Source organism: Corynebacterium sp. ACRPF (genome assembly GCF_022347395.1).
Taxonomy (GTDB): Bacteria; Actinomycetota; Actinomycetes; order Mycobacteriales; family Mycobacteriaceae; genus Corynebacterium; species Corynebacterium tuberculostearicum_D.
The window spans coordinates 1-19,805 of sequence record NZ_JAKRNB010000013.1 but is presented as its reverse complement, the minus strand read 5'-3'; the positions used below and the strand labels follow the sequence as shown (position 1 = coordinate 19,805).

Sequence of the window (19,805 nt, the reverse complement as noted above, 5' to 3'; positions counted from 1 at the left end):
GCAGCCACCTGGGATCTGATGGTGCAGGAAGTGTCCTCATAGGAAGCCATTCTAATTCGCGGTAGGTTAGATGGGCTATGTCGACTCGCCGCCCCGATCCCAGCCACTTCCCTAGCTACCGCAGGGCCTCCACCAGACAAGGCCCCGGCTTCCGCAATGCCGCGCAACGCACCGCTTCCGCCCAGGCCTTCCGCCGCGGCGCGAGCACCTATCACGATGTGCGCCCCGGCTATCCGGACGAGGTTTCTGCCCTTATTGCTGACGCCCATACCGTTGCCGATATCGGCGCCGGTACTGGAAAACTCACCGAGTCCCTACCCAATGCTCGGGTTTTTGCGCTCGACCCCTCCGCCGATATGGCTGGAATTCTCGCTTCCCACCTCCGCCTGCCAGTCCTTCGTGCTACGGCCGAAAACACCGCGCTTGCCGACGCCTCCTTAGACGCCGCCTGCCTCGCCCAAACCTGGCACTGGGTCGACGTGCCAGCCGCCTGTGCAGAGCTTGACCGCGTCCTCGCGCCGGGCGGGAAGATTCTCTTGGTGTGGAATACGCTCGACGTCAACGCGGACCCCTGGATCCTGCGGCTGTCTCGCATCATGCACTCCGGCGATGTACATAAGCCAGGCTTTTACCCGGACTATACGGCGCCGTGGTCTTTGGACCGCGAGCTGCGCTTGACCTGGGAGAACGAATTAACTCCCGAACAGCTTCACCAGCTGATGCACACCCGATCCTATTGGCTGCGCAATGGCGAAGACATCCATGAACGTATGACCCACAACCTGGATTGGTACCTCTACGAGCACATGGGATTTAAGCCGGGGCAAAAACTACGCATCCCGTACCGCACGGATGCCTTCGTGCTGGTACGGGATTCGGATTAGAGCAGGACCTGCGCCAGTAGCGAGCCCACCACGCAGGAGGTGAACACCGAGATGGCGCCAGGGACAAGGAAGGAGTGGTTGATGACGAACTTGCCAATGTGGGTAGTGCCCGTGCGGTCGAAGCCGATGCAGGCTAGGTCCGAAGGGTAGGTTGGCAAAATGAAGTAGCCGTACGCTGCGCCGTAGAAACCAACGATAATGGCGGGATCGATGCCGAGCTGCAGGCCGATCGGAGCGATGGCAACCAGGGCGGCGGCCTGGGAGTTAACCAGCTTGGACACGATGACCAGCACCACGGCGTAGGCCCACGGGGCGGCCTCCACCACGGACCCGAGGTTGGACTCCAGGGCATCGATATGGGCTTCGAAGAAGGTATCTGCCATCCATGCCACACCAAAGACGGAGAATACTGCGGTCATACCGGCCTTAAAGACTGGCGTGGCCGCGATCTTCTTCGGGTCTGGCTTGCAGGTGAGCAGGATGATTGCGCCGGCAACAAGCATGACCATTTGGATAACCAGGTTCATCGAAAGCGGGCTCAACTCGCCATCCTCACCCGGGACGAGGGGGCGCAGGAATTCGAACGCACCTAGCGCCACCACGCTGGCGATAGCCACGAGGAAGATAACCACCGCACGCTTTGCTTCTGGCGAAAATTCTTCATCCATCAGCGATCCGGTGGATTGGTGAATGCTTTCTGCAAACTCCGGATCCTTCATTCGCTCCTGGAATGCCGGGTCCTCGTCCAAGTCCTTGCCGCGGCGCAGCGACCACAGCGAGGCAAGAATGACACCGGCAAGCGAGGCGGGCATAGCCACCATGAGGATCTGCGGAATGGAATAGGCGTGGTCGATAGCACCGGCATTTTCCGCGATGATGGACGCTAGGGATACGGTGGCCACAGATACTGGCGAGGCCGTAATACCCATCTGAGCCGACGTCGATGCCACGGCCATGGGGCGCTCTGGGCGGATGCCCTTCTTCAGGGCAATATCCTCGATGATCGGAAACATCGTGTACACGACGTGACCCGTACCGCAAAGAACCGTCAGGAACCAAGTAGTCAGCGGCGCGAGGATGGTAATGCGCTCTGGGTGGGCGCGGAGAAACTTCTCGGCAAATTGCATCATCACTTCGAGGCCGCGCGCCTGCTGCAAGGTGGCGGCGCAGCCGATGACCGCAATGATGGTCAGCATCACGGACACCGGCGGCTCACCCGGGGCGAGGCCGAAGACAAAGACCATGAGCATCAATCCGATGCCGGAAATAAGACCAAGTCCGATGCCACCATAACGAGTGCCCAGAAGCAGGGCACTGAGGATGATGATGACCTGAAGCACGATGGCCAGAATTGAATCTGGCGCAATTACGCTGGCTAGCATGCTGAGCCTTCCATCACGAGAGAATTATTAACTGGTTATATCCTATCCAGACCCACATGAACGGACATAAACGGAAAGGCGAGCGAATTCTCACACCGTGTCTCGGTGCAATAATCGCTCGCCTGAATGCTATAATCCCAGCGTAACGGGCATACTGCTAGCGCTTCTTGCCGCGCTTTTCCCTCACTCGCACTGCGATGCGGATAGGCGTTCCGTGGAAACCGAACCGCTCGCGGAACTTGCGCTCGAGGTAGCGGCGATACGCCGCGTCCAAGAAGCCCGTCGTAAACAAGACGATGGTCGGCGGCTGCGTCGAGGCCTGCGTGGCGAACAATACGCGCGGCAGGCGGTTATTCTTCATCGGCGGCGGATTAGCCGCGATAGCCTCCCGCAACCAGTTATTCAGCTGGCCCGTGGACACACGCTGATCCCAGCTCTCCAGTGCCTCAATCATGGCCGGCTCCAGCTTCTGCAGCGCGCGGCCCGTTTCCGCAGAGATATTCACGCGCGTGACCCACGGCAAGTGGCTCAGCTGCTGATCAATCTCGCGGTCCAGGTAGTAACGGCGATCCTCCTCCATGAGGTCCCACTTATTGAACGCAATCACTAGAGCCTTGCCCGCCTCGAGCACCATATTGAGCACGCGCTGGTCTTGCTCGGAGATTTCCTCAGAGGCGTCGATAAGCATGATGCAGACCTCGGCAGCATCAATAACGCCGCGGGTACGCAAGGACGCATAGTACTCATGCCCCTGCGCGTTCTTTACCTTCTTGCGCAGGCCCGCGGTATCAATGAACTTCCACAGCTGCTCATCCAGCTGCACTAGAGAGTCAACCGGATCCACAGTGGTTCCCGCGACGTTGTCGACCACGGAGCGCTCCTCGCTGGTGAGCTTATTCAGCAGCGAGGACTTGCCCACGTTAGGCTTGCCCACCAATGCGACGCGGCGAGGTCCAGAGGTAATCGCGGTCTGTCGGGGCTCTTCAGGGAAGACCCGCAAAATCTCATCGAGCACGTCCGCACCGCCGCGGCCATGCTGGGCGGATACGGGCCATGGATCGCCCAAGCCCAAGGCATAAAATTCCGCCATATCCGCGTACTGATTATCGGAATCGAACTTATTCGATACCAAGATCACCGGCACAGGCGATTTCTGCAGGCGGCGAGCCATGACCTCATCCGTCTCCGTGATGCCCACCTTGGTGTCCACCACCATAACGATGACATCGGCGGTTTCCATGGCTACTTCTGCCTGGCGGGCAATCGCCGCATGGATACCCTTCACGTTGGGATCCCAGCCGCCGGTGTCCTGTACCAAAAAGCGCTGACCGTTCCAGTCCGCAACGTAGGAAATACGATCACGGGTAACGCCTGGGTGGTCCTCTACCACCGCTTCACGGCGGCCAAGGAAACGGTTAACCAAGGAGGACTTACCCACATTGGGGCGACCGACTACGGCCACCGTGCACAGGGCTTCTTCCGTGTGGTCATCGGACTCCACGCCAAAGGCACGGGAGAGTTCTTCCCACTCCTCTTCGCTCAGAGGCTCTTCCGCGTTCGAATCGTCGCCATAATCAGCCTCACCAAACTCCGAGTCATCGAAGTCATAGTCGAATTCCTCGGTATTGAAATCATCGGCGGCCCAACCAGGAGAGGCTTCTACCACCTCATCATCGAACTTACCGGCCGGGTAATGGAACTGAGTCTCCGACTCTTCCTGGGGATCGTGATTAGTCATTGGCAGACTCCTTTACCACGTTAATCAGAGCTTCCAGCACATCCTCTGGGCTCATATTGGAGGTATCGACTAGGGTTGCGTCTTCCGCTGGACGCAGTGGTGAGGTCTTGCGGGAAGAATCCGCCGCGTCTCGGCGCTGGACATCTGCGAGTACCGTTTCGTAATCCGAAGCGATGCCCGCCTTTTCATTCTGGGCTTGGCGGCGCTGCGCGCGGACCTCGGCAGAGGCGGTCATGAATGCCTTAGCGGGGGCGTCGGCAAGCACCACAGTGCCAATATCGCGCCCTTCTACAATCGCGCGGTGCGCTTCGCGGGCAAGCTTGCGCTGCAGCGCTACCAGATTCTCGCGCACCTCCGGAATGGCAGATACGGCGGAAACATTACGGGTGACTTCGTCTTCGCGAATAACGCGCGAGACGTCCTCGCCGCCGAGGAGAACCTCGGTGGAGTCTGGGTCATCGGATACTCCCAAGGGCAGATTGGCCGTAGCCGCAATAACCGCGGCGGTGTCAGCAGGGTCGACGCCTTCACGCAGCACAGCAAGCGTTGCCACTCGGTACATAGCACCAGTGTCGACGTACTTTGCATCCAGCTGCTTGGCCAGCGCACGGCACGTGGTCGACTTTCCAGTTCCAGATGGGCCATCCACGGCTAGGATGAGACCCTCATTCGGCATATTAGAAATCATTACATCTCCACCGCCTTGTACAGGCTAGTCAGCTCGCTGGAATTGAGGGCACGCAGGCCGCCAGGCTTCATATCGCCCAGCTGGACTGTATGCAGCTTGGTGCGCACCAAGCGCTGCACGGGGAAGCCCGCTTCCTTCAACATGCGGCGCACGATATGCTTGCGGCCTTCATGCAGCTCAAGACGCACCAAGGAATAACCCTGGTTGGTATCAACTACCTGTGCAAAGTCGGCCTTTGCCAGTCCGTCTTCCAGCTCGATGCCATCCTTGAGCTGGCGCACGAGCTTCCTATCGGCCTCACCCAATACGGTGGCGAGGTAGGTCTTGGTCACCTCGTACTTAGGGTGCATCAAGCGGTTGGCCAACTCGCCATCATTGGTGAGGATGAGCAGGCCTTCAGTGTCGGCATCGAGGCGGCCGACGTGGAAGAGTCGTTGGCCAGCTGCGACCTTTTCTGACACCACGTCACCCACGCACGGGCGCCCCAGATCATCAGACATGGTGGACTGCATGCCGCGCGGCTTATTGAGCACGAAATATTCGTGCTCCTCATTGACGTTGACGCGCACGCCGTCTACTCGGATGACGTCAACGGAGGGGTTTACCTTGACGCCTTGCTTGGCAATGATCTTGCCGTTGACCTCAACTCGGCCGGCATCGATGAGGATTTCTGCGTGGCGACGGGAAGCGACGCCCGCCTTGGCGAGCACCTTTTGGAGGCGCTCTCCCTTGGGCTTGTCTTCATCGACCAGCCAATCGGCGCCCAATTCGCGGGCTACGGATTCTGCGGTAGCCTTCTGCTTTTTCTTTGACACATGCTGGTGACGGGCCGGCTTGGCATTGGAGACAATGATGTCACTGTCTCGCTGCTTCTTATCCGGTGTGCCGTCACGGCGAGCGGGAGGAGTCACGTACGTGTCCTTTTCTCTCGAAGATATGAAATTACCTGGGCAATCCTACCCCACGCTAGTACTCTTCGTCGATCGCCTCGACGTCAGGCAACAGCGGTGCCAAGTCAGGCAGGCGCTCCAAAGAATCGATCCCCAATAACTCGAGAAACAATTCCGTTGTCTCGTACCGGTGTGCGGCGCCCTCAAAATCATCCTGCGGCAGCTCCCGGACCAATCCGCGCAGGTTAAGGGTCCGCATTACGCCATCGACATTGACGCCGCGAACCGCCGCCACCTGCTGGCGAGTGACGGGCTGACGGTAGGCCACCACCGCCAAAGTCTCCAGGGCAGCACGGGAGAGTTTGGTTTGGGCGCCATCCAAGAGAAATTCTTCTACCGCACCGGCATTTTCGGTGCGCGTATAAAAGCGCCACCCCTCTTGGGTCTCGCGCAGGTCGATACCAGAACCGCGATTATCTAGCTCCCGCTGAATGCTGCGTAAGCAATCACTAACAACGTCCCTTTCCGCCCCCAGCGCACGCGCCAATAGCTCCACAGAGGCTGGGGAGTCGAGCACGAGCAATATGGACTCAAGACGGGAACGCAGCTGCGAGATGAGGGGAAGATCCATAGCCTCCGAGTTTACTGGAGAAGAAAAAATCGCTGAAAATTCTTCAAATCACTTTCGCTCGCGACTGTGACTCGGCTAACATATTGTCATGGAAACTATCACTCGCACCGACAGACTCATCCTCATCCCGCTATCCGCCGCTAATACCGAAGAGACCCACAAGGTCTACAGCGACGGACGTATCTGGAGCCACCGCCCGAACGGGCGCTTTGCTGACATCCGCACCACGCGCGCACTCGCACAAGCATCCTCCCAGTCGTGGGATGCCCACCACTTCGGTCCTTGGGCCGCGTATATGCGCCACAATCCTTCGGAATTCGTCGGCGTCGGCGGTGCCATCTTCGTCGAAGAAGGAAACTTCTGGGACATCAAATACCGCCTGCGCCCCGCCCACTGGGGTGCAGGTTTTGCCACCGAGATCACCTCTGAGGCAGTGAAGAGCATCCGCCAGGTGGACCCCAACTCCCCCATTACCGCCCGCGTGACCACAAATCACCCGGCGGCCATCCGGGTCATCGAAAAGCAAGGGCTCCAACAAGTATGGTAAGGGCGCCGCATAGGCACCGAGGACAACCCCGAGGAACCAGACGTACGCGTCTACTCCGACCGCGAGCTCTCCCCCGATACACTGGATTTCATCCAGCAGCGGCCTTAGTCCCAGTTCGCTGCGGCAACTACCGCTGGGTCAACATCCAAGCCTGTCCACGATAGGTCCAGCTGACCCAGCGCTTCTTCTTGTTGTGCATCAACCGCCTTGGCTTTGTACAACTCCAACAGGGCCAAGAAACGGCCTACCACCTGCATAGAAACCGTACAGTCGCGGGTTAGCGCACCAAAGCTGGTCCATTGGCCCGCACCGAGTAGCTTGAGTGTTTCCAAAATCTTGCCGGCCTGCTCCGGTACAGATACTGCTACGGAGTGCACGTGACCGGTTGCTACCTCCTCCGGTGGCTTGGGGCGGAACACGCCGGCCGCTAGCTCGGCAAAGCTGGCCGGCGTATGGCCGAGCGAAACTGGAGGCAAAAGCTCGGCGAACTTCTCCTCGATGGAAACCGCACGCGGATAGCTGCGCTGTGCCTCGCGCTGCCACACGGCGAATTGGTCCGCTGCTTGCTTATAAGCCTTGTACTGCAACAGGCGGGCAAAAAGGAGGTCGCGCGACTCCAGCAGTTCCAAGTCTTCAATATCGTCGACATCACCGCGCGGCAGAAGCCGCGCCGCCTTCAAATCCAAGAGCGTAGCTGCCACCAATAAAAAATCAGTGGTCTCATCCAGATCAGCGGACTCTCCCAGCTGGCGCGTATACGCCACGAATTCGTCCGTTACTTCTGACAGCGCAACGTCAGTCACGTCCATCTTCTTGGACTGAATAAGCTGCAAAAGCAGGTCAAAAGGGCCCTCAAAATTCCGCAGTGCAATGCGAAAGCCCGTAATCTCCGGCTGGGTCACGATACCTTAAACGGTCGAGCGCTCAATGACTTCTTTGGCCAGGTCCCGATACTGCTGTGTGGCCGGGGAGCTTGGCGCCCAGGTAGTAATCGGCTCGCCGGCCACCGAAGTCTCTGGGAACCGAACGGTCCGGGTAATGACTGTGTCAAAGACCTTATCGCCAAAGTAATCCACCACCCGGGACATAACTTCCCGGGCGTGCTTGGTCCGGCGATCAAACATGGTCACTAGGATTCCCATGACCTCAAGGTCAAAGTTAATGCGATCAGAAACCTTTTCCACGGTATCGGTCAACAGCGCCAAACCGCGCAGGGAGAAGAACTCGCACTCCATAGGGATGATCACACCCTGTGAGCAAGCAAGGGCATTGACGGTAAGCAGGCCCAAGGAGGGCTGGCAGTCAATAATGATGAAATCATAATCGCGGCGCACCGGACGCAGGGCGCGGGCAAGGGTGTGCTCGCGACCGACCTCATTGACCATCTGAATTTCCGCGGCGGAAAGGTCGATATTCGCCGGCACCAGATCCAAGCCCGATACCCCGGTGTGCTGGATAGCCGAATGAATAGAGGTGTGGCTATCGAGCATCACGTCATAGATGGTGTCCTCGATATCGTCATGCGTGAGCCCAAGCCCCGCCGAAAGCGCGCCCTGGGGGTCAAGGTCAACCAAGAGGACTTTACGGCCATACTCGGCCAAGCAGGCGCCCATATTGATGGTTGAGGTGGTTTTGCCTACGCCACCCTTTTGGTTACACATCGAAATGATGGTGGCCGGCCCATGCTTTTCCAAGGGTGCGGGTTCCGGTAGCTCACGGATAGGACGACCGGTCAGCCCCACCTCTACGTCAGAGGCAGAAAATAGACCCTCTTCGCTCACAGTCACACCTGCTTCCTTGACGCCAAGTTCCGGACCATGACACTTGGCTTAGGGTTGATTACAACGTTGTCATTAAAGCGTACCCGTTACAGGTTAAAAGTACCGAGACTTAGCCTATATCAAGCGTTTAGCGTTGACTAGAACGGCGTTTGAGAATTGCCACCAAAGCTATGAGTGCGATGAGTACCGCCGCGGCTGCCCCTCCAATAATCCAGCCCAAATGTGAGCCGCCGTCTTCTTCGGGGTCCTTTTGCTGGCGCTCATCGAGGTTTTCCGCGGCGGATTGATAGTTAGGGTCCTGCAGCGTGACGATGAGTGCGGCCCCAGAACCGTCATTGCGTAGCAACTGCATAATAAAGGGATTATCAGGCGCCTCGCCCTCCGGATAGGTCAGCGTGAGGGTTCGAGAAGAGGCGTCCACGTCACGCTCTACGCCTTGGATAATATTGCCCTCGCCATCGAGGTAGCGCAGCGTGACGTCATTTTCTTGCGTGTCCTTGAACTGCTGGTAGAGGTCATAGGCCTGCTTGAGGCCCATCTTTGCGGTAATAGTATTGCCTTCGATTTTGGATTCGAGGTTTACGTATTCCGCACCGTCAAGGTTGGCTTCCCCAGCAGGCTTGCGCTCCGGCTTTTTGCCTGGAACAACAGGCAAGTTGCTATCTTCTTTCGCCGGCACGGGCCTGTCATCTCCGCCCTCGGCATCGTTTCCGGCTGGCGCCTTGTCGCCTTGAGCCGGCTTATCAGAGCCCGGATCCGGCGCTGGCGCTGGGTTCGGGCCGCCTTCCGCGCCGTCAATTTCTTCCTGAATGTCCTCCTGTGCGACCGACCCATCGGCTACCAGCGTCAGGGTTGCATTCATGCCTTGGGCGGAGACAGGAACCGAGATTTGGCCGCCATCTGCCGGGGCGGTGATGGTAGCGGAGGTACCTGAGGCAGACACGTTCCACCCATCGCCGGAGTAGTTGGCTTCGGCCGGCACGGGCAGGCTTACAGTCGTGGTCTGGCCGGCAGGAACCGAAATGGGAGCGGCAATGGCAGCCTCTACTTCCGGAGGCAGCTGGGCGTGTGCCACCGCTGGGAAAATCAATGCGGTAGATAGCACCGCACCAGCTACACGAGTTGAAAACATATAGGTCCTTTCTTAGGCACGGGGGTGCGCAGTGCGCCAGACCTCGCGCAAGGAATCGGCAGTGACGTGAGTATATATTTGCGTTGTCGTCACCGAAGAATGTCCCAGTAATTCTTGCACGGTGCGCACATCTGCGCCGCCTTCAAGCAGGTGCGTCGCAAAAGAATGCCGCAAGGTGTGCGGAGAAATGGACTTTCCCAATTGGGCCCGCTGCGCTGCAGTCTTCAACACAGTCCACGCACTTTGACGCGATAGAGCCCCACCGCGGGTATTGAGAAACAGCGCCGGCGTCTTACCTTTGCTCAGCGCCGGTCGCGCCCGCACCAAGTAGGCATCGAGAGCCTGGCGGGCATGCGAGCCCACTGGCACAATCCGTTCTTTGTCTCCCTTGCCCCGCAGGCGTATTACCTCCTGCGCGGAGGACACGTCATCAACGTTTAGGGAGATAGTTTCTGAGATTCGCGCACCGGTGCCATAGAGCATCTCCAGCAGGGCACGGTCGCGCACATCTACTGGGGTCTCAGTAGGAGTCGCTTCAATGAGGGCGGTGACCTCGTCTACCGATAATGTCTCCGGCAAATGCTGCCCGGTTGGCGGAGGGGTTACCCCAACCGCAACATCGACGTCCACTACGCCTTCTGACACGGCAAATTTATGCAGCCCGCGAGCAACGATGAGCGCTCGGTTGGCTGAGGACACAGCCATGTGTGAGCGCAGGTCTTTAAGATAAGCCTCCACCATCGGTCGCGTCACCGACCGCAGATCCTCTACCCCGTTATCCCCCAGCCACGCAAGGTAGCGGCGGACATCGCGGCGATAGTTGCTCAAGGTATTGGCGGACACGCCGCGCTCGACTGCTAGATGATTAAGCCACGTCTGCGCTATGTTTTCGAGCGCACTCACAGCTGCTTTAGGTCCGCACCCGTGCGGCGGGAGCTCATTGAGGTAGGTCGAAGGTCGAACGGCTCCTCCACGCTGCGGGTCTGCTTGCCGCCGCGCAGCACAGCGTAGGCGGCCAAGATACCGCTGCAGGCAATGGAATTGACGATGTCACCGCGCAGCACCTTGTCGACGGCCTCGTCGAGGCCCACCCAGGCGACTTCCATATCGGCTTCTTCGTCACCGGTAGCCTCCATCCGGGGGACGTCGGAAAGCTCCGAGGCAAGGAATACGCGAACCGCCTCTTCGCAGAAACCCGGAGAGGTGACAAGGTCCGTCAGCACGGACCACGTCTGCGCGCTCAGGCCGGCCTCCTCCTGCAGTTCACGCTGGGCGCCGGTCAGCTCATCCTCACCGCGTACGTCGAGCAATCCCGCCGGCAGTTCCCACAGGCGCTTTCCCACGCTGTGGCGGTACTGATACACCATCGCAATACGCTCGTCTGAGTCCACTGCCACGACGGCCACAGCACCTAAGTGCTCGACTACTTCCCGGGAGGCAGAAACGCCGCCGGGCATGACTACCTCGTCGCGGCGGAGGGCAAGAATGGGAGCTTCGACAAGCAGCTGCGAATCAAGCACCTTGAAATCATGCGCCATGGGCTATTCCTTTCCCGGCAAGGCGGAGTCAGCAGTTTCGGTGGCGCCATAGTCGCCCTGGCCACCATCAAGTTGTTCCTGGGTGGCCAGAATGACCGCAATGCGCTCCACTGCCCGTTCGGTGCTATCGACCGTAGACAGCTCCGCGTCCTGATCCCGCACCTGGGCTAGCGCCTTATCATCCTGGGTCTGCTTGGTGCGCCCGCTCAACACCACGGACCCATTGACATCATCCAACCCGGTGGCAAATTCTGCCAGCGCGCTGGACGGGTAACCACGCAGGCCATTGCCAGAGACCACGATAATGGCCTGGGCAGGAACGATGGTCCCATCTTCGTAATCAATGAAACCCTCGTCGCGCAGCTTATGGAGCACGTCTGCACGCTCTTCCACTGAAGCCAAAGGCTTCGTGCTCTCAGGATCCATAGACAGCGCAGTGCCTAGCACCTCACCACCAAGGGCTCCGGCCGAATCCAAGTCCTTGATATCTGCCTTCTTGGGCGCAGTATCTTTCAAGATGGGAAGCAGCTTGTCCTTAGTTTCGGGGCGCAAGAAATCTTTGGTCAGCTTAATCTCGCCGGCCTCGGTGGCATCGGAAGACTTCAAGAGCTTCCGGATAGCGTCCACGTCGCCGCCATTGGCGTCATCGGTGGTCACAATGAGCACTGGGCGCTGCGACAAGGCTCCATCAACCATTTCCGCTCCAGAATCGGCCACGATCTTGTCGCTGGCGTCATTTTGGGTCTGCAGAATCTTATTGTCTTGGACCACCTTGCGGTGCTCCTCGCGGATCGGATCGTCGTCTGCCATGCTGGTGGTCAAGTTCGGCGCAATCACTAGAGCGCCTAAGGCTACGCCAACCGCGGCGCCGAAGCCCAAGCCTGCTACAAGCTCAGTCTTTGCCATGCCCTATGCGCCCCCAAAGAGGCTGGACCAGGTTTCGCTAAGGTTGCTAGCAAAGTCCTGGCTGCCGCCGAAGCCGACGATGAGGATGACCGCCGCAATGGCAACCAAGATGCCCAGCACTGCCCACAGCCAGCCGAGGTTGGAGGAAGGCGCACTGTAGAGATTGATTACCGCATCGGCGTCAACCACCTTGGTACCGGCCTTAAGGCGGGACAGCACGGCCGAGGGGTTGGTGCGGTCCGCAAAGATATCATCGAGGTCTACCCCGCCGCCGGCCTGCACAATAAGATCGGCGCCGTGGTAGTCCGCAAAGAGCAGGCCCAGGTCGGTACCTGAATGCGTTGCCGCGGGGAAGGTCATCGCACCAATGCCAAGGTCCTGGATGCGGTCGAGGCCTTCTACCTCCCCTTCTGGGTCCGCAGGAACGATTACGCGGGCGCCGCAACGCAGAGCTTCATCGCTCACGCTATTGGGATCCCCAATAATGAAATCTGGCTTATACCCTTGGGCCAGCAACGAATCTGCCGCTGCTCCCACAGCAATCAGCAGCGGCTCATACTCGCGAATAAAGTTGCGTAGCTGCTTGAGCTGTTCGCGGTGCCTATCGGTAGGCGAAAAGAGGACAACCTTGCGGCCGGCGATTTCGGAGCCGGAGGCGGGGACGCCGAGGCCGTCGATAAGCAGCGGGCCTTCCGAGTTAATAAAGTCAATGGAATTGCCAAAGAAGGATTCCATGTGGTCAATCAGCGCGCCCTGGGCCGTGGTGAAGTTCTTTTCTGCTCGCTCACGAGTTACCACGCGGCCGGTGCCGAGCGCCTTATCGCCGCTAAAGACGGTGCCGTCCTCCCCGATACGCGCCTTCTTGCCTTCTTTGAACTCGGAGACAAAGGACTGGCCAACGCGTTCAAGGAGGGTAATGTCGGCGTCAAGCAACATGTGCGGGCCATAATTAGGGACCGTGCCGGTAGAAAATTCCGCCACGTTAATGACGGCGGAGGGCTTAAGGTCTACGAGAGTTTGAGCCTCGTGGCGAGAGATATTAGCCGCATCAATTACGGCGACGTCGCCTTCACTAAATTTTTTCATCCCCTTAGCGCCTGGAGTGCAATCGCGCAGTGCACCAGACTGCTCGGGGTTACGGGAAAACAGAGCCATGGGCCTTATTGTGGCGTGATTATGGTTTCGAGTGGGTGAGGCGCGCGGAAGCTTCTTCCTGCGCGCGCTCAAAAAGCTCCTGCGCGTGCGCGCGGCCGGTCTCGGTATCGTCCAACCCTGCCAGCATGCGGGCTAATTCCTCCACGCGCTCCTCCTGCGAAAGCTCGGCCACGCCAGAGGTAAATTTCTCCTTCGATACATGCAGGTGCGCATCCGCGTACGCTGCGACCTGTGGCAGGTGCGTTACCACAATCACTTGGTTATGCACCGCCAAGCGCGCCAGGCGGCGGCCGATCTCTACCGCTGCGCGCCCGCCCACGCCGGCATCGACCTCATCGAAGACTAAGGTGGCACCGTCCTCGTCTGCCAGCACGACCTCCAAGGCCAGCATGACACGGGAGAGTTCGCCGCCCGAGGCAGCAGAGGCGATCGGCTTACCATTCAATTGCAGCTCAGCCGCGTCTGCGCCGGACTTTGAATATTTCGCCTGCGTGAGCTCGACCGTCAGAGTCGAATTCGGCATGGCTAAGCCGTGGAGCTCCTGCGTTACCTGCTCGCCCAGAGCCTTCGCCGCTTTCCGACGCCCCCTTGTCAGCTCCCCTGCCCGCTCAATCATCACCGATTCGGCGTCTTTGACCTGCTTTTTCAGCTCCTCCAGGGCTTCTGTGGAGGTATCCATGGACTCCAGTTTTGCCGCTGCCTCATTGCGCCAGGCGAGCACGCCATCAATATCCCCCGCGTACTTCCTAGTCAACGTGCGCAATTCCTGCTGCCGCTGGAGGGACTTTTCCAACAGGTGCGGATCCGCCGGAAGTCCGGCTAGATACCCACCGAGCTCGCCGGAGATATCGCCCAACTGCGTCGAGATCTCGCTGAGCCGTTCGCCCAAGGCCGCTAGTTCCTTATCGGTGGATCCCGCCAAGGCAGAAACCGCTCGGCCTAGCAATGCCGAGGCGGCCTCTTCCAGTTCCTCGGTACCATCGATGGAAGCCAATGCGATTTCCGCGGACTCGCGCAGCCCATCGACGTCCTGCAGCTTGCGAACCAGCTGCACCAGTTCCTCATCCTCGCCGGGTTCTGGGGCAATACCATCGATCTCATCGACGGCGAATTGCAGGCGGTCAACCTCCTGCGCCAACTCGCGGCGCTGCTCCGTACGCCGCTTATAGTCCTTGGCAAGGCTGCGCCACTCTTTGAAGGCTTCGGTATAGCGCTCCCGCACACGCGCCAATTTCGGATCCGCACGGTCTACCGCACCCAGTTGTTCCTCGGGCGCAAGTAAACGCAGCTGGTCATTTTGTCCGTGGACCGTTATAAGCTCGCGCGCGAACTCGCCCAGGGTTGCAGCCGGTACTGCACGGCCGCCTAAATAGGCCCGCGATCTTCCCGCTGCAGAGACCGTGCGTGAAACGATATACTCGCCATTTTCGTCGGGCTCTCCGCCTACCGAATCCACCAACTCACGGATCGAGTCCTTTGCGGAAGAAAAATGCCCCTCTACTGCGGCCTTTTTCGCGCCATCGCGCACCCGGGAGGCGTCCGCGCGACCACCGGCTAAGAGCCTTAAACCAGTAACCACCATGGTCTTACCCGCACCGGTTTCACCGGTAAGCACGGTAAGGCCCGCGGATAGTTCCGCAGAGCTCTGGCTAATAACACCCAGATCATTGATGGAAATATCGACGAGCATTACTTCTCCTTCGGCCCGCGCCACCCTTCTACGGGCAGGCGCAGCTTCGAGACTAAACGGTCAGTAAAAGGTTGGTCATCCAAGCGTACCCACCGCACCGGACGCTCGCCTCGCACTACTTCCACACGTGCCCCTGGAGGCATCGCAAATTCGCGGAAGCCATCTAATATCACGGTGGCTGGAGTCGTGCGCATCGTCGATTCGACGGCCACTAAAGAATTGGGAGATACAACCAATGGCTTGGTAAACAGCGCATGCGCATTATTCGGCACTACCAAAATTGCATCCAGAGAGGGCCACAACACCGGACCACCTGCGGAAAACGCATAGGCGGTGGATCCGGTGGGGGTGGAGATCAGCACCCCATCGCAGCCAAAGGACGACACCGGCCGGCGATCCACTTCCAAGATCGCATCTAGCACTCCAGATCGGTTTTGGTTTTCTACCGAAGCCTCGTTCAAAGCCCAGCTGCGGTTAAGAAGGGTTCCCTCCTCATCAAAGATGGACACATCAATGGTGAGGCGGTCTTCAACACGGTAGCGCTTTTCAATGACTCGCACCAAGGCCTGATCGAGGGATTCGACCTCCCACTCGGCCAGAAACCCCACGTGGCCTAGGTTAATGCCCAGTACCGGAATATCTACGGCACGCGCCATGTCGGCCGCACGGAGGAAGGTTCCATCGCCGCCTAAAACCAACACCAATTCGCACCCTGCGGCCGCATCTTCAGTGTGAGGTACGTGCTTTAATCCCGGCAGTACCTTTTCGTCCGCGCACACTCGAACAGTAATTCCTGCACTTTGTAGGAGTTCTGCTGCACGCGACGTGGCCTCCAAGTTCTGTTGCCGGTTGGCATGAGGCACCAACAGGATCTCACGTGTCATTGTGGGCCTTCCTCGACTGCGCGGTCAATCATTTCTTCCACTCTAGCCAGATCTGTTGGCTGACCGTCCTTTTTCAGCCACAGGAAGTACTCCACATTGCCGCTTGGCCCAGGCAGCGGGGATGCAACAGCCCCATGCATGCTAAGCCCCAGGGACAGCGCAAATTCAGCTACTTCCCTAGTAACTTCTTTACGCAACTCCGGCGAACGAACCACTCCACCGCTTCCAAGGCGCTCTTTGCCCACTTCAAATTGCGGCTTCACCATAGGCAACAACCAAGCGCCGTCCTTCAGACAATCCACAATGGCCGGCAATACTAAGCGGAGGGAAATGAAAGACAAGTCGCCTACCATGCCGTCGCAGGGGCCGTCGGTAAGCTCCAGCGTTAAATTCCGGATATTCGTACGGTCTAAAACGGTTACGCGATCATCGTTTTGCAGGCGCCATAGCAGCTGCCCATAGCCCACGTCGACAGACAGCACTTCCTGCGCACCGTGTACAAGGCACACGTCCGTAAAGCCACCGGTAGAAGCGCCGGCATCGAGGATGCGGCCGTTCATGTCGACGTCGAACGCCGCCAAGGCGCCCAAAAGCTTGTGAGCGCCACGTGAAGCCCACTTGTCTTCTTCGGCTTCCTCTACCTTGATGGAAACCTCGGGCTCTACAATCGACGCCGGCTTGTGCGCCTTGAAGCCACCAACCGTGACACGGCCGGACTTAATCATCTCCCGTGCCTGCTCACGTGACCGCGCAATCTTTCGGCGCACCAGCTCCGCATCTAACCTACGACGTTGAGGGGGCATTAATTCTCCTGCAATGCATCGCGCAACACATTGTGAGCGCGATCAAGCTGATCTACTTCAGCGGACAAATCCGCTGCGTCTTCTCCAAGGATCTCTGCTACTTCCGCATCGATCTCTGCCGGCTCCTTGACGGCTCGAAAGTCGTGCGGCTTTACCGCCATTGCGCAACAACCTTTTCCGCACGCTCGCTCCGCGGCTGAATATAGCGCGGCGGGGACGGCATGGCCCATGCAACTTCCAACACGGTGCGCAATGCCTGCACGGAGGTAGCCTTTTCGTCGCCGCCCTCGAGCAGAAGGTCATGCCCATCGCACCGCGCCGTAAATCCACCCTGTGCTCCGGGACGAGCCACGGAGACAGGAAGGGCCAGCTCGTGCATTCCTGCGCCAATGAAGTTAGGGCGTGCCTCCACGGGTGCTTCAATCAGCTCCAACTCACCAGAAACGCCGGTGAGCACATGGAAGGTATCCATTGCAGCAGAGTTACCACCTGCAATATCGGTATCCAGACGGTCGCCCACAGCAAGTGGCTTCTTCGCGCCGATTTGCTTTGCCGCAAAAGTAAACATGGCCGGCTCGGGCTTGCCAGCAGATACCGGCTCTACACCAGTGGCTGACTGGATGGCGGCAACCAGAGAACCATTACCCACAGCAAGACCTCTCTCAATTGGCAGGGAGGTATCGAGATTCGAAGCAAAGAACTTGGCCCCCTGGCGAATGGCCAAGGCACCTTCAGTCAAGTGTTCCCAGCCAACCGAGCGGTCAAAGCCTTGCACTACGGCAGCAGGCTTGTCATCGGCGCTGGAGACTACCTTGAAGCCCATGTCGCGGGCCAAGTCACGGAGGGAATCGGCACCGATGATAAGGAGCTTCGCCCCAGCTGGGACCTCCTCCGCCGCTAGTTGGAGGACCGCTTGCGCGGAGGTAACGATCTGTTCCGTACCCGCGGTAAGCCCGATGTCCGCCAGCATCTCCGCCACTGCCTGTGGGCTGCGCGAAGCATTGTTGGTCACATACACTGCCGGCACTCCGCAGGTGTTGATGACGTCCACCACGTTAGAAAGCGGGCGGCCGCCTTCCCACACGGTGCCATCGAGATCAAGAAGCAGAGCGTCGTGCTTGCTGAGAACCGTCACTACTTGCACTCCTCAAGGCGCTCGGCAGCATCGGTCCAGTCGCCTTCATCAATAGAAACTGCGTGCTCAAACCAGTCCCGTGCCTCTTCCTTCCGGCCTGCTTCGAGCAAAGCATTACCGTAGGCATAAGCAAGACGGCACGCGCTTACACCCCGGGCATCGCGGTCAGGATGTGCGCGCTGAATAGTGACAACCGCGGACTCAGCTTGCCCCATGTCTAGGCGAGCGCCGGCCACAACAATTGCCAGCTCAATCTTGGACTCTTCATCAAGTTCCGATGCTTCATCCGCACGGCCTAGCTCCAGGGCTTTTTCCGGACGACCGAGGCCTCGCTCGCAATCCGCCATTACTGCAAGCATTCCGGGGCCACCGGAAATGCGGCGCGCGGCACGCAGCTCAGCAAGCGCTTCCTTCCACTCGCCCGCACGATACGCAGCGATTCCGTTGACTTCACGGGCAATTGCGACGCGACCAGCGCGGTCTTTAGCGGCACGCGCATGCCGCAATGCGAGCTTAGGATCATCTTCCATCCAGGTCGCAGCCATGATCATATGCTTAGCGACGGCCTCGGAGTTCTCTTTCGATAGCGACTTCAGGTCCTGCAGCACCATCGGGTCCAGGTCGTTGACATCTACCTCTGCCGGGATGTCTGGGTCACTCATGCGACGGTTAATGCGTTCCTCACGGTAACCGGAGCGCTGCGGCGAAAAAGACTTCTTCTTACGGGAATCGCCCTTAAAGTCCCGGCCCTTATTATTGCGTGGCTTGCGGTCACGTCCGCCTCGCCCATTGTGATTGCGCTCCGACATTCAGCCCTACCCTTTCTTGGTTGGAACTAGCACAGAAATACCGGCCCTATTCTACAACCCGCAAACAAAAAGCCGGAATTTAGATCCGGACGCGCTGCCGCAGCGTTAGCCAAACGAAATTCATCAGATTAACCCAGACACACACCGTAAAGAAGCGGCTGAGACCACTCGGAACAAGCAGCGCGCCTAGAATACCGTAGACAACAAATAGCAGGCCCCACAGCGCTTGACGACGCACCGCCTTCCTCAATGCAGCCCGAACGAGAAGAATCACTGCGAGCAGAATCAAGACCGCACCAGTCGCAGCGTCCCACCAGCCCTCACTGCCACCTTCACGCCAAATAGACAAGAGCACAGAGCCCGGCAGCGCGGTGCCGATACCGAATAAGACCTTGGTTCCAGAAACATCTAGCGGTCTTTCAGAAGAAAAGTCAGACACCGCTAAATCTCCTTAAGCCGTTGCGAGAAATAATCACGGCCATCTTCTTGATTCTCAGCGAATTCCCTGAGCACGCCTGGCCAAGTCGGATACGCATCAATAAGGTTTTCTGCGACATTCAAAAGTGGTGAGAATGCAATCTCACCCCATCTAACCCCAATGCCTACCCGTTCCGAGTATGCTGTGCTGCTCAATGGGCCTAGAGCCCACTGGCTACCGGAAGCAGCATTCATCCATGTACCGCTGATAGCCAGTATTCGGGATTCCTTGTCTTCGTAGCTGTGCTTGGAGTTTAAAACGTCTAGCACCGCGTCGAACGGAAATTCTTTGGCACCCTGAGTGACTTGCTCTTCCTGCTCTGGCGAGAGTTCCGCGAGCATCGCAGGAATCGCAACCGCGTGAAACTCTTCCAGGCGTTTACCAAATTGCTGATGATAACCATCGAACCACATGCGCTTCCTCCCAAACCATCGAGGGAGTAAGTGTATCGCAGATGCAACGAGAAGGTTTGCTCTTCAGGACATCATTCGGAATAGCCCTCAACCTGGCTTCACAGGAAATCGCGGCAAAACGACGAATGAAGCCGTAGAAGACCTTGGCACTTTATAGTATGCGTTGTCTTCTACGGCTTCATTGTTTCTGTATTTTGTTGTGTTGTTTGGTGTCGGCGGTGACTTACTCTCCCACAACCTCCCGGTTGCAGTACCATCAGCGTGTGCAGGCTTAGCTTCCGGGTTCGGAATGGGACCGGGCGTTTCCCTGCAGCTATTGAC

Annotated in this window: 21 protein-coding genes, 1 rRNA gene and 1 pseudogene; 2 read left to right on the top strand and 21 right to left on the bottom strand. The window is 58.5% G+C overall.

Translation table 11 applies throughout. The annotated features are described in order from the left end of the window. Nucleotides 1-77 precede the first annotated feature (77 nt). Nucleotides 78-884, top strand: a complete 807-nt coding sequence (locus MHX61_RS07470; RefSeq protein WP_239193873.1) for a class I SAM-dependent methyltransferase — start codon at nucleotides 78-80, stop codon at nucleotides 882-884. Here the strand turns inward: MHX61_RS07470 and MHX61_RS07465 are convergent. The 5 genes from MHX61_RS07465 to scpB form a co-directional block, all read right to left on the bottom strand. Further along, on the bottom strand, nucleotides 881-2,266 hold the full coding sequence (locus MHX61_RS07465; RefSeq protein ID WP_239193871.1) for an anaerobic C4-dicarboxylate transporter: 1,386 nt from the start codon (nucleotides 2,264-2,266) through the stop codon (nucleotides 881-883). The two genes, MHX61_RS07470 and MHX61_RS07465, sit on opposite strands and share 4 nt — an antisense overlap. A gap of 157 nt (nucleotides 2,267-2,423) precedes the next feature. Further along, the gene (gene der / locus MHX61_RS07460) at nucleotides 2,424-4,004 is read right to left on the bottom strand and encodes a ribosome biogenesis GTPase Der (protein ID WP_204609156.1); all 1,581 of its coding nucleotides are present in this window, start codon (nucleotides 4,002-4,004) and stop codon (nucleotides 2,424-2,426) included. Further along, entirely contained in the window at nucleotides 3,997-4,692 is a 696-nt protein-coding gene (gene cmk / locus MHX61_RS07455) for a (d)CMP kinase (protein ID WP_049378104.1), read from the bottom strand. The genes der and cmk overlap by 8 nt, the downstream gene beginning before the upstream one ends. Further along, on the bottom strand, nucleotides 4,692-5,603 hold the full coding sequence (locus MHX61_RS07450; protein ID WP_204609158.1) for a pseudouridine synthase: 912 nt from the start codon (nucleotides 5,601-5,603) through the stop codon (nucleotides 4,692-4,694). The genes cmk and MHX61_RS07450 overlap by 1 nt, the downstream gene beginning before the upstream one ends. Nucleotides 5,604-5,658: 55 nt before the next feature. Further along, entirely contained in the window at nucleotides 5,659-6,213 is a 555-nt protein-coding gene (gene scpB, locus MHX61_RS07445) for an SMC-Scp complex subunit ScpB (RefSeq protein ID WP_239193869.1), read from the bottom strand. An 88-nt stretch (nucleotides 6,214-6,301) separates the two neighbouring features. On the opposite strand from scpB, the pseudogene MHX61_RS07440 reads away from it, so the two are divergent. Then, a pseudogene (locus MHX61_RS07440) lies at nucleotides 6,302-6,868 on the top strand (GNAT family N-acetyltransferase). On the opposite strand, the gene MHX61_RS07435 reads toward MHX61_RS07440, so the two are convergent. The 16 genes from MHX61_RS07435 to rrf form a co-directional block, all read right to left on the bottom strand. Continuing rightward, nucleotides 6,865-7,662 (bottom strand): ScpA family protein, encoded by a 798-nt coding sequence (locus tag MHX61_RS07435; protein WP_204609166.1) that lies wholly within the window; start codon nucleotides 7,660-7,662, stop codon nucleotides 6,865-6,867. The pseudogene MHX61_RS07440 and the gene MHX61_RS07435 overlap by 4 nt on opposite strands. Before the next feature lie 6 nt (nucleotides 7,663-7,668). Next, nucleotides 7,669-8,541, bottom strand: coding sequence for a ParA family protein (locus MHX61_RS07430; protein WP_204611443.1), 873 nt, complete (start codon nucleotides 8,539-8,541; stop codon nucleotides 7,669-7,671). A 127-nt stretch (nucleotides 8,542-8,668) separates the two neighbouring features. After that, nucleotides 8,669-9,673 carry a hypothetical protein gene (locus tag MHX61_RS07425; protein ID WP_239193867.1) on the bottom strand — a complete coding sequence of 335 codons (1,005 nt, stop codon included), beginning with the start codon at nucleotides 9,671-9,673 and terminating at the stop codon, nucleotides 8,669-8,671. 12 nt (nucleotides 9,674-9,685) lie between these two features. Then, nucleotides 9,686-10,576: a site-specific tyrosine recombinase XerD gene (xerD, locus tag MHX61_RS07420; RefSeq protein ID WP_239193865.1), complete on the bottom strand. Its 891-nt coding sequence runs from the start codon at nucleotides 10,574-10,576 to the stop codon at nucleotides 9,686-9,688. After that, entirely contained in the window at nucleotides 10,573-11,211 is a 639-nt protein-coding gene (locus MHX61_RS07415; RefSeq protein WP_005324666.1) for an NUDIX hydrolase, read from the bottom strand. Before MHX61_RS07415 ends, xerD begins: the two co-directional genes overlap by 4 nt. Nucleotides 11,212-11,214: 3 nt before the next feature. Next, the gene (locus tag MHX61_RS07410; protein ID WP_005324664.1) at nucleotides 11,215-12,117 is read right to left on the bottom strand and encodes a copper transporter; all 903 of its coding nucleotides are present in this window, start codon (nucleotides 12,115-12,117) and stop codon (nucleotides 11,215-11,217) included. Between the two features lie 3 nt (nucleotides 12,118-12,120). Then, nucleotides 12,121-13,281 (bottom strand): putative cytokinetic ring protein SteA, encoded by a 1,161-nt coding sequence (steA, locus tag MHX61_RS07405; protein WP_239193950.1) that lies wholly within the window; start codon nucleotides 13,279-13,281, stop codon nucleotides 12,121-12,123. Between the two features lie 10 nt (nucleotides 13,282-13,291). After that, nucleotides 13,292-14,962: a DNA repair protein RecN gene (recN, locus tag MHX61_RS07400; RefSeq protein WP_239193863.1), complete on the bottom strand. Its 1,671-nt coding sequence runs from the start codon at nucleotides 14,960-14,962 to the stop codon at nucleotides 13,292-13,294. Further along, nucleotides 14,962-15,846: an NAD kinase gene (locus MHX61_RS07395; protein ID WP_239193861.1), complete on the bottom strand. Its 885-nt coding sequence runs from the start codon at nucleotides 15,844-15,846 to the stop codon at nucleotides 14,962-14,964. Before MHX61_RS07395 ends, recN begins: the two co-directional genes overlap by 1 nt. Further along, entirely contained in the window at nucleotides 15,843-16,649 is an 807-nt protein-coding gene (locus MHX61_RS07390) for a TlyA family RNA methyltransferase (RefSeq protein ID WP_239193859.1), read from the bottom strand. The genes MHX61_RS07395 and MHX61_RS07390 overlap by 4 nt, the downstream gene beginning before the upstream one ends. Then, nucleotides 16,649-16,810, bottom strand: coding sequence for a hypothetical protein (locus tag MHX61_RS07385; protein ID WP_162837280.1), 162 nt, complete (start codon nucleotides 16,808-16,810; stop codon nucleotides 16,649-16,651). Before MHX61_RS07385 ends, MHX61_RS07390 begins: the two co-directional genes overlap by 1 nt. Next, nucleotides 16,801-17,784, bottom strand: coding sequence for an HAD-IIA family hydrolase (locus MHX61_RS07380; protein WP_239193857.1), 984 nt, complete (start codon nucleotides 17,782-17,784; stop codon nucleotides 16,801-16,803). Before MHX61_RS07380 ends, MHX61_RS07385 begins: the two co-directional genes overlap by 10 nt. Beyond that, a complete protein-coding gene (locus MHX61_RS07375) occupies nucleotides 17,784-18,593 on the bottom strand; it encodes a tetratricopeptide repeat protein (RefSeq protein ID WP_239193855.1) in 810 nt (269 codons plus the stop codon). The genes MHX61_RS07380 and MHX61_RS07375 overlap by 1 nt, the downstream gene beginning before the upstream one ends. A 79-nt stretch (nucleotides 18,594-18,672) precedes the next feature. After that, entirely contained in the window at nucleotides 18,673-19,032 is a 360-nt protein-coding gene (locus MHX61_RS07370) for a hypothetical protein (protein ID WP_239193853.1), read from the bottom strand. Between the two features lie 2 nt (nucleotides 19,033-19,034). After that, nucleotides 19,035-19,484 (bottom strand): hypothetical protein, encoded by a 450-nt coding sequence (locus tag MHX61_RS07365; RefSeq protein WP_239193851.1) that lies wholly within the window; start codon nucleotides 19,482-19,484, stop codon nucleotides 19,035-19,037. Between the two features lie 210 nt (nucleotides 19,485-19,694). Beyond that, nucleotides 19,695-19,805 (bottom strand): 5S ribosomal RNA (gene rrf / locus MHX61_RS07360); the annotation flags it as partial.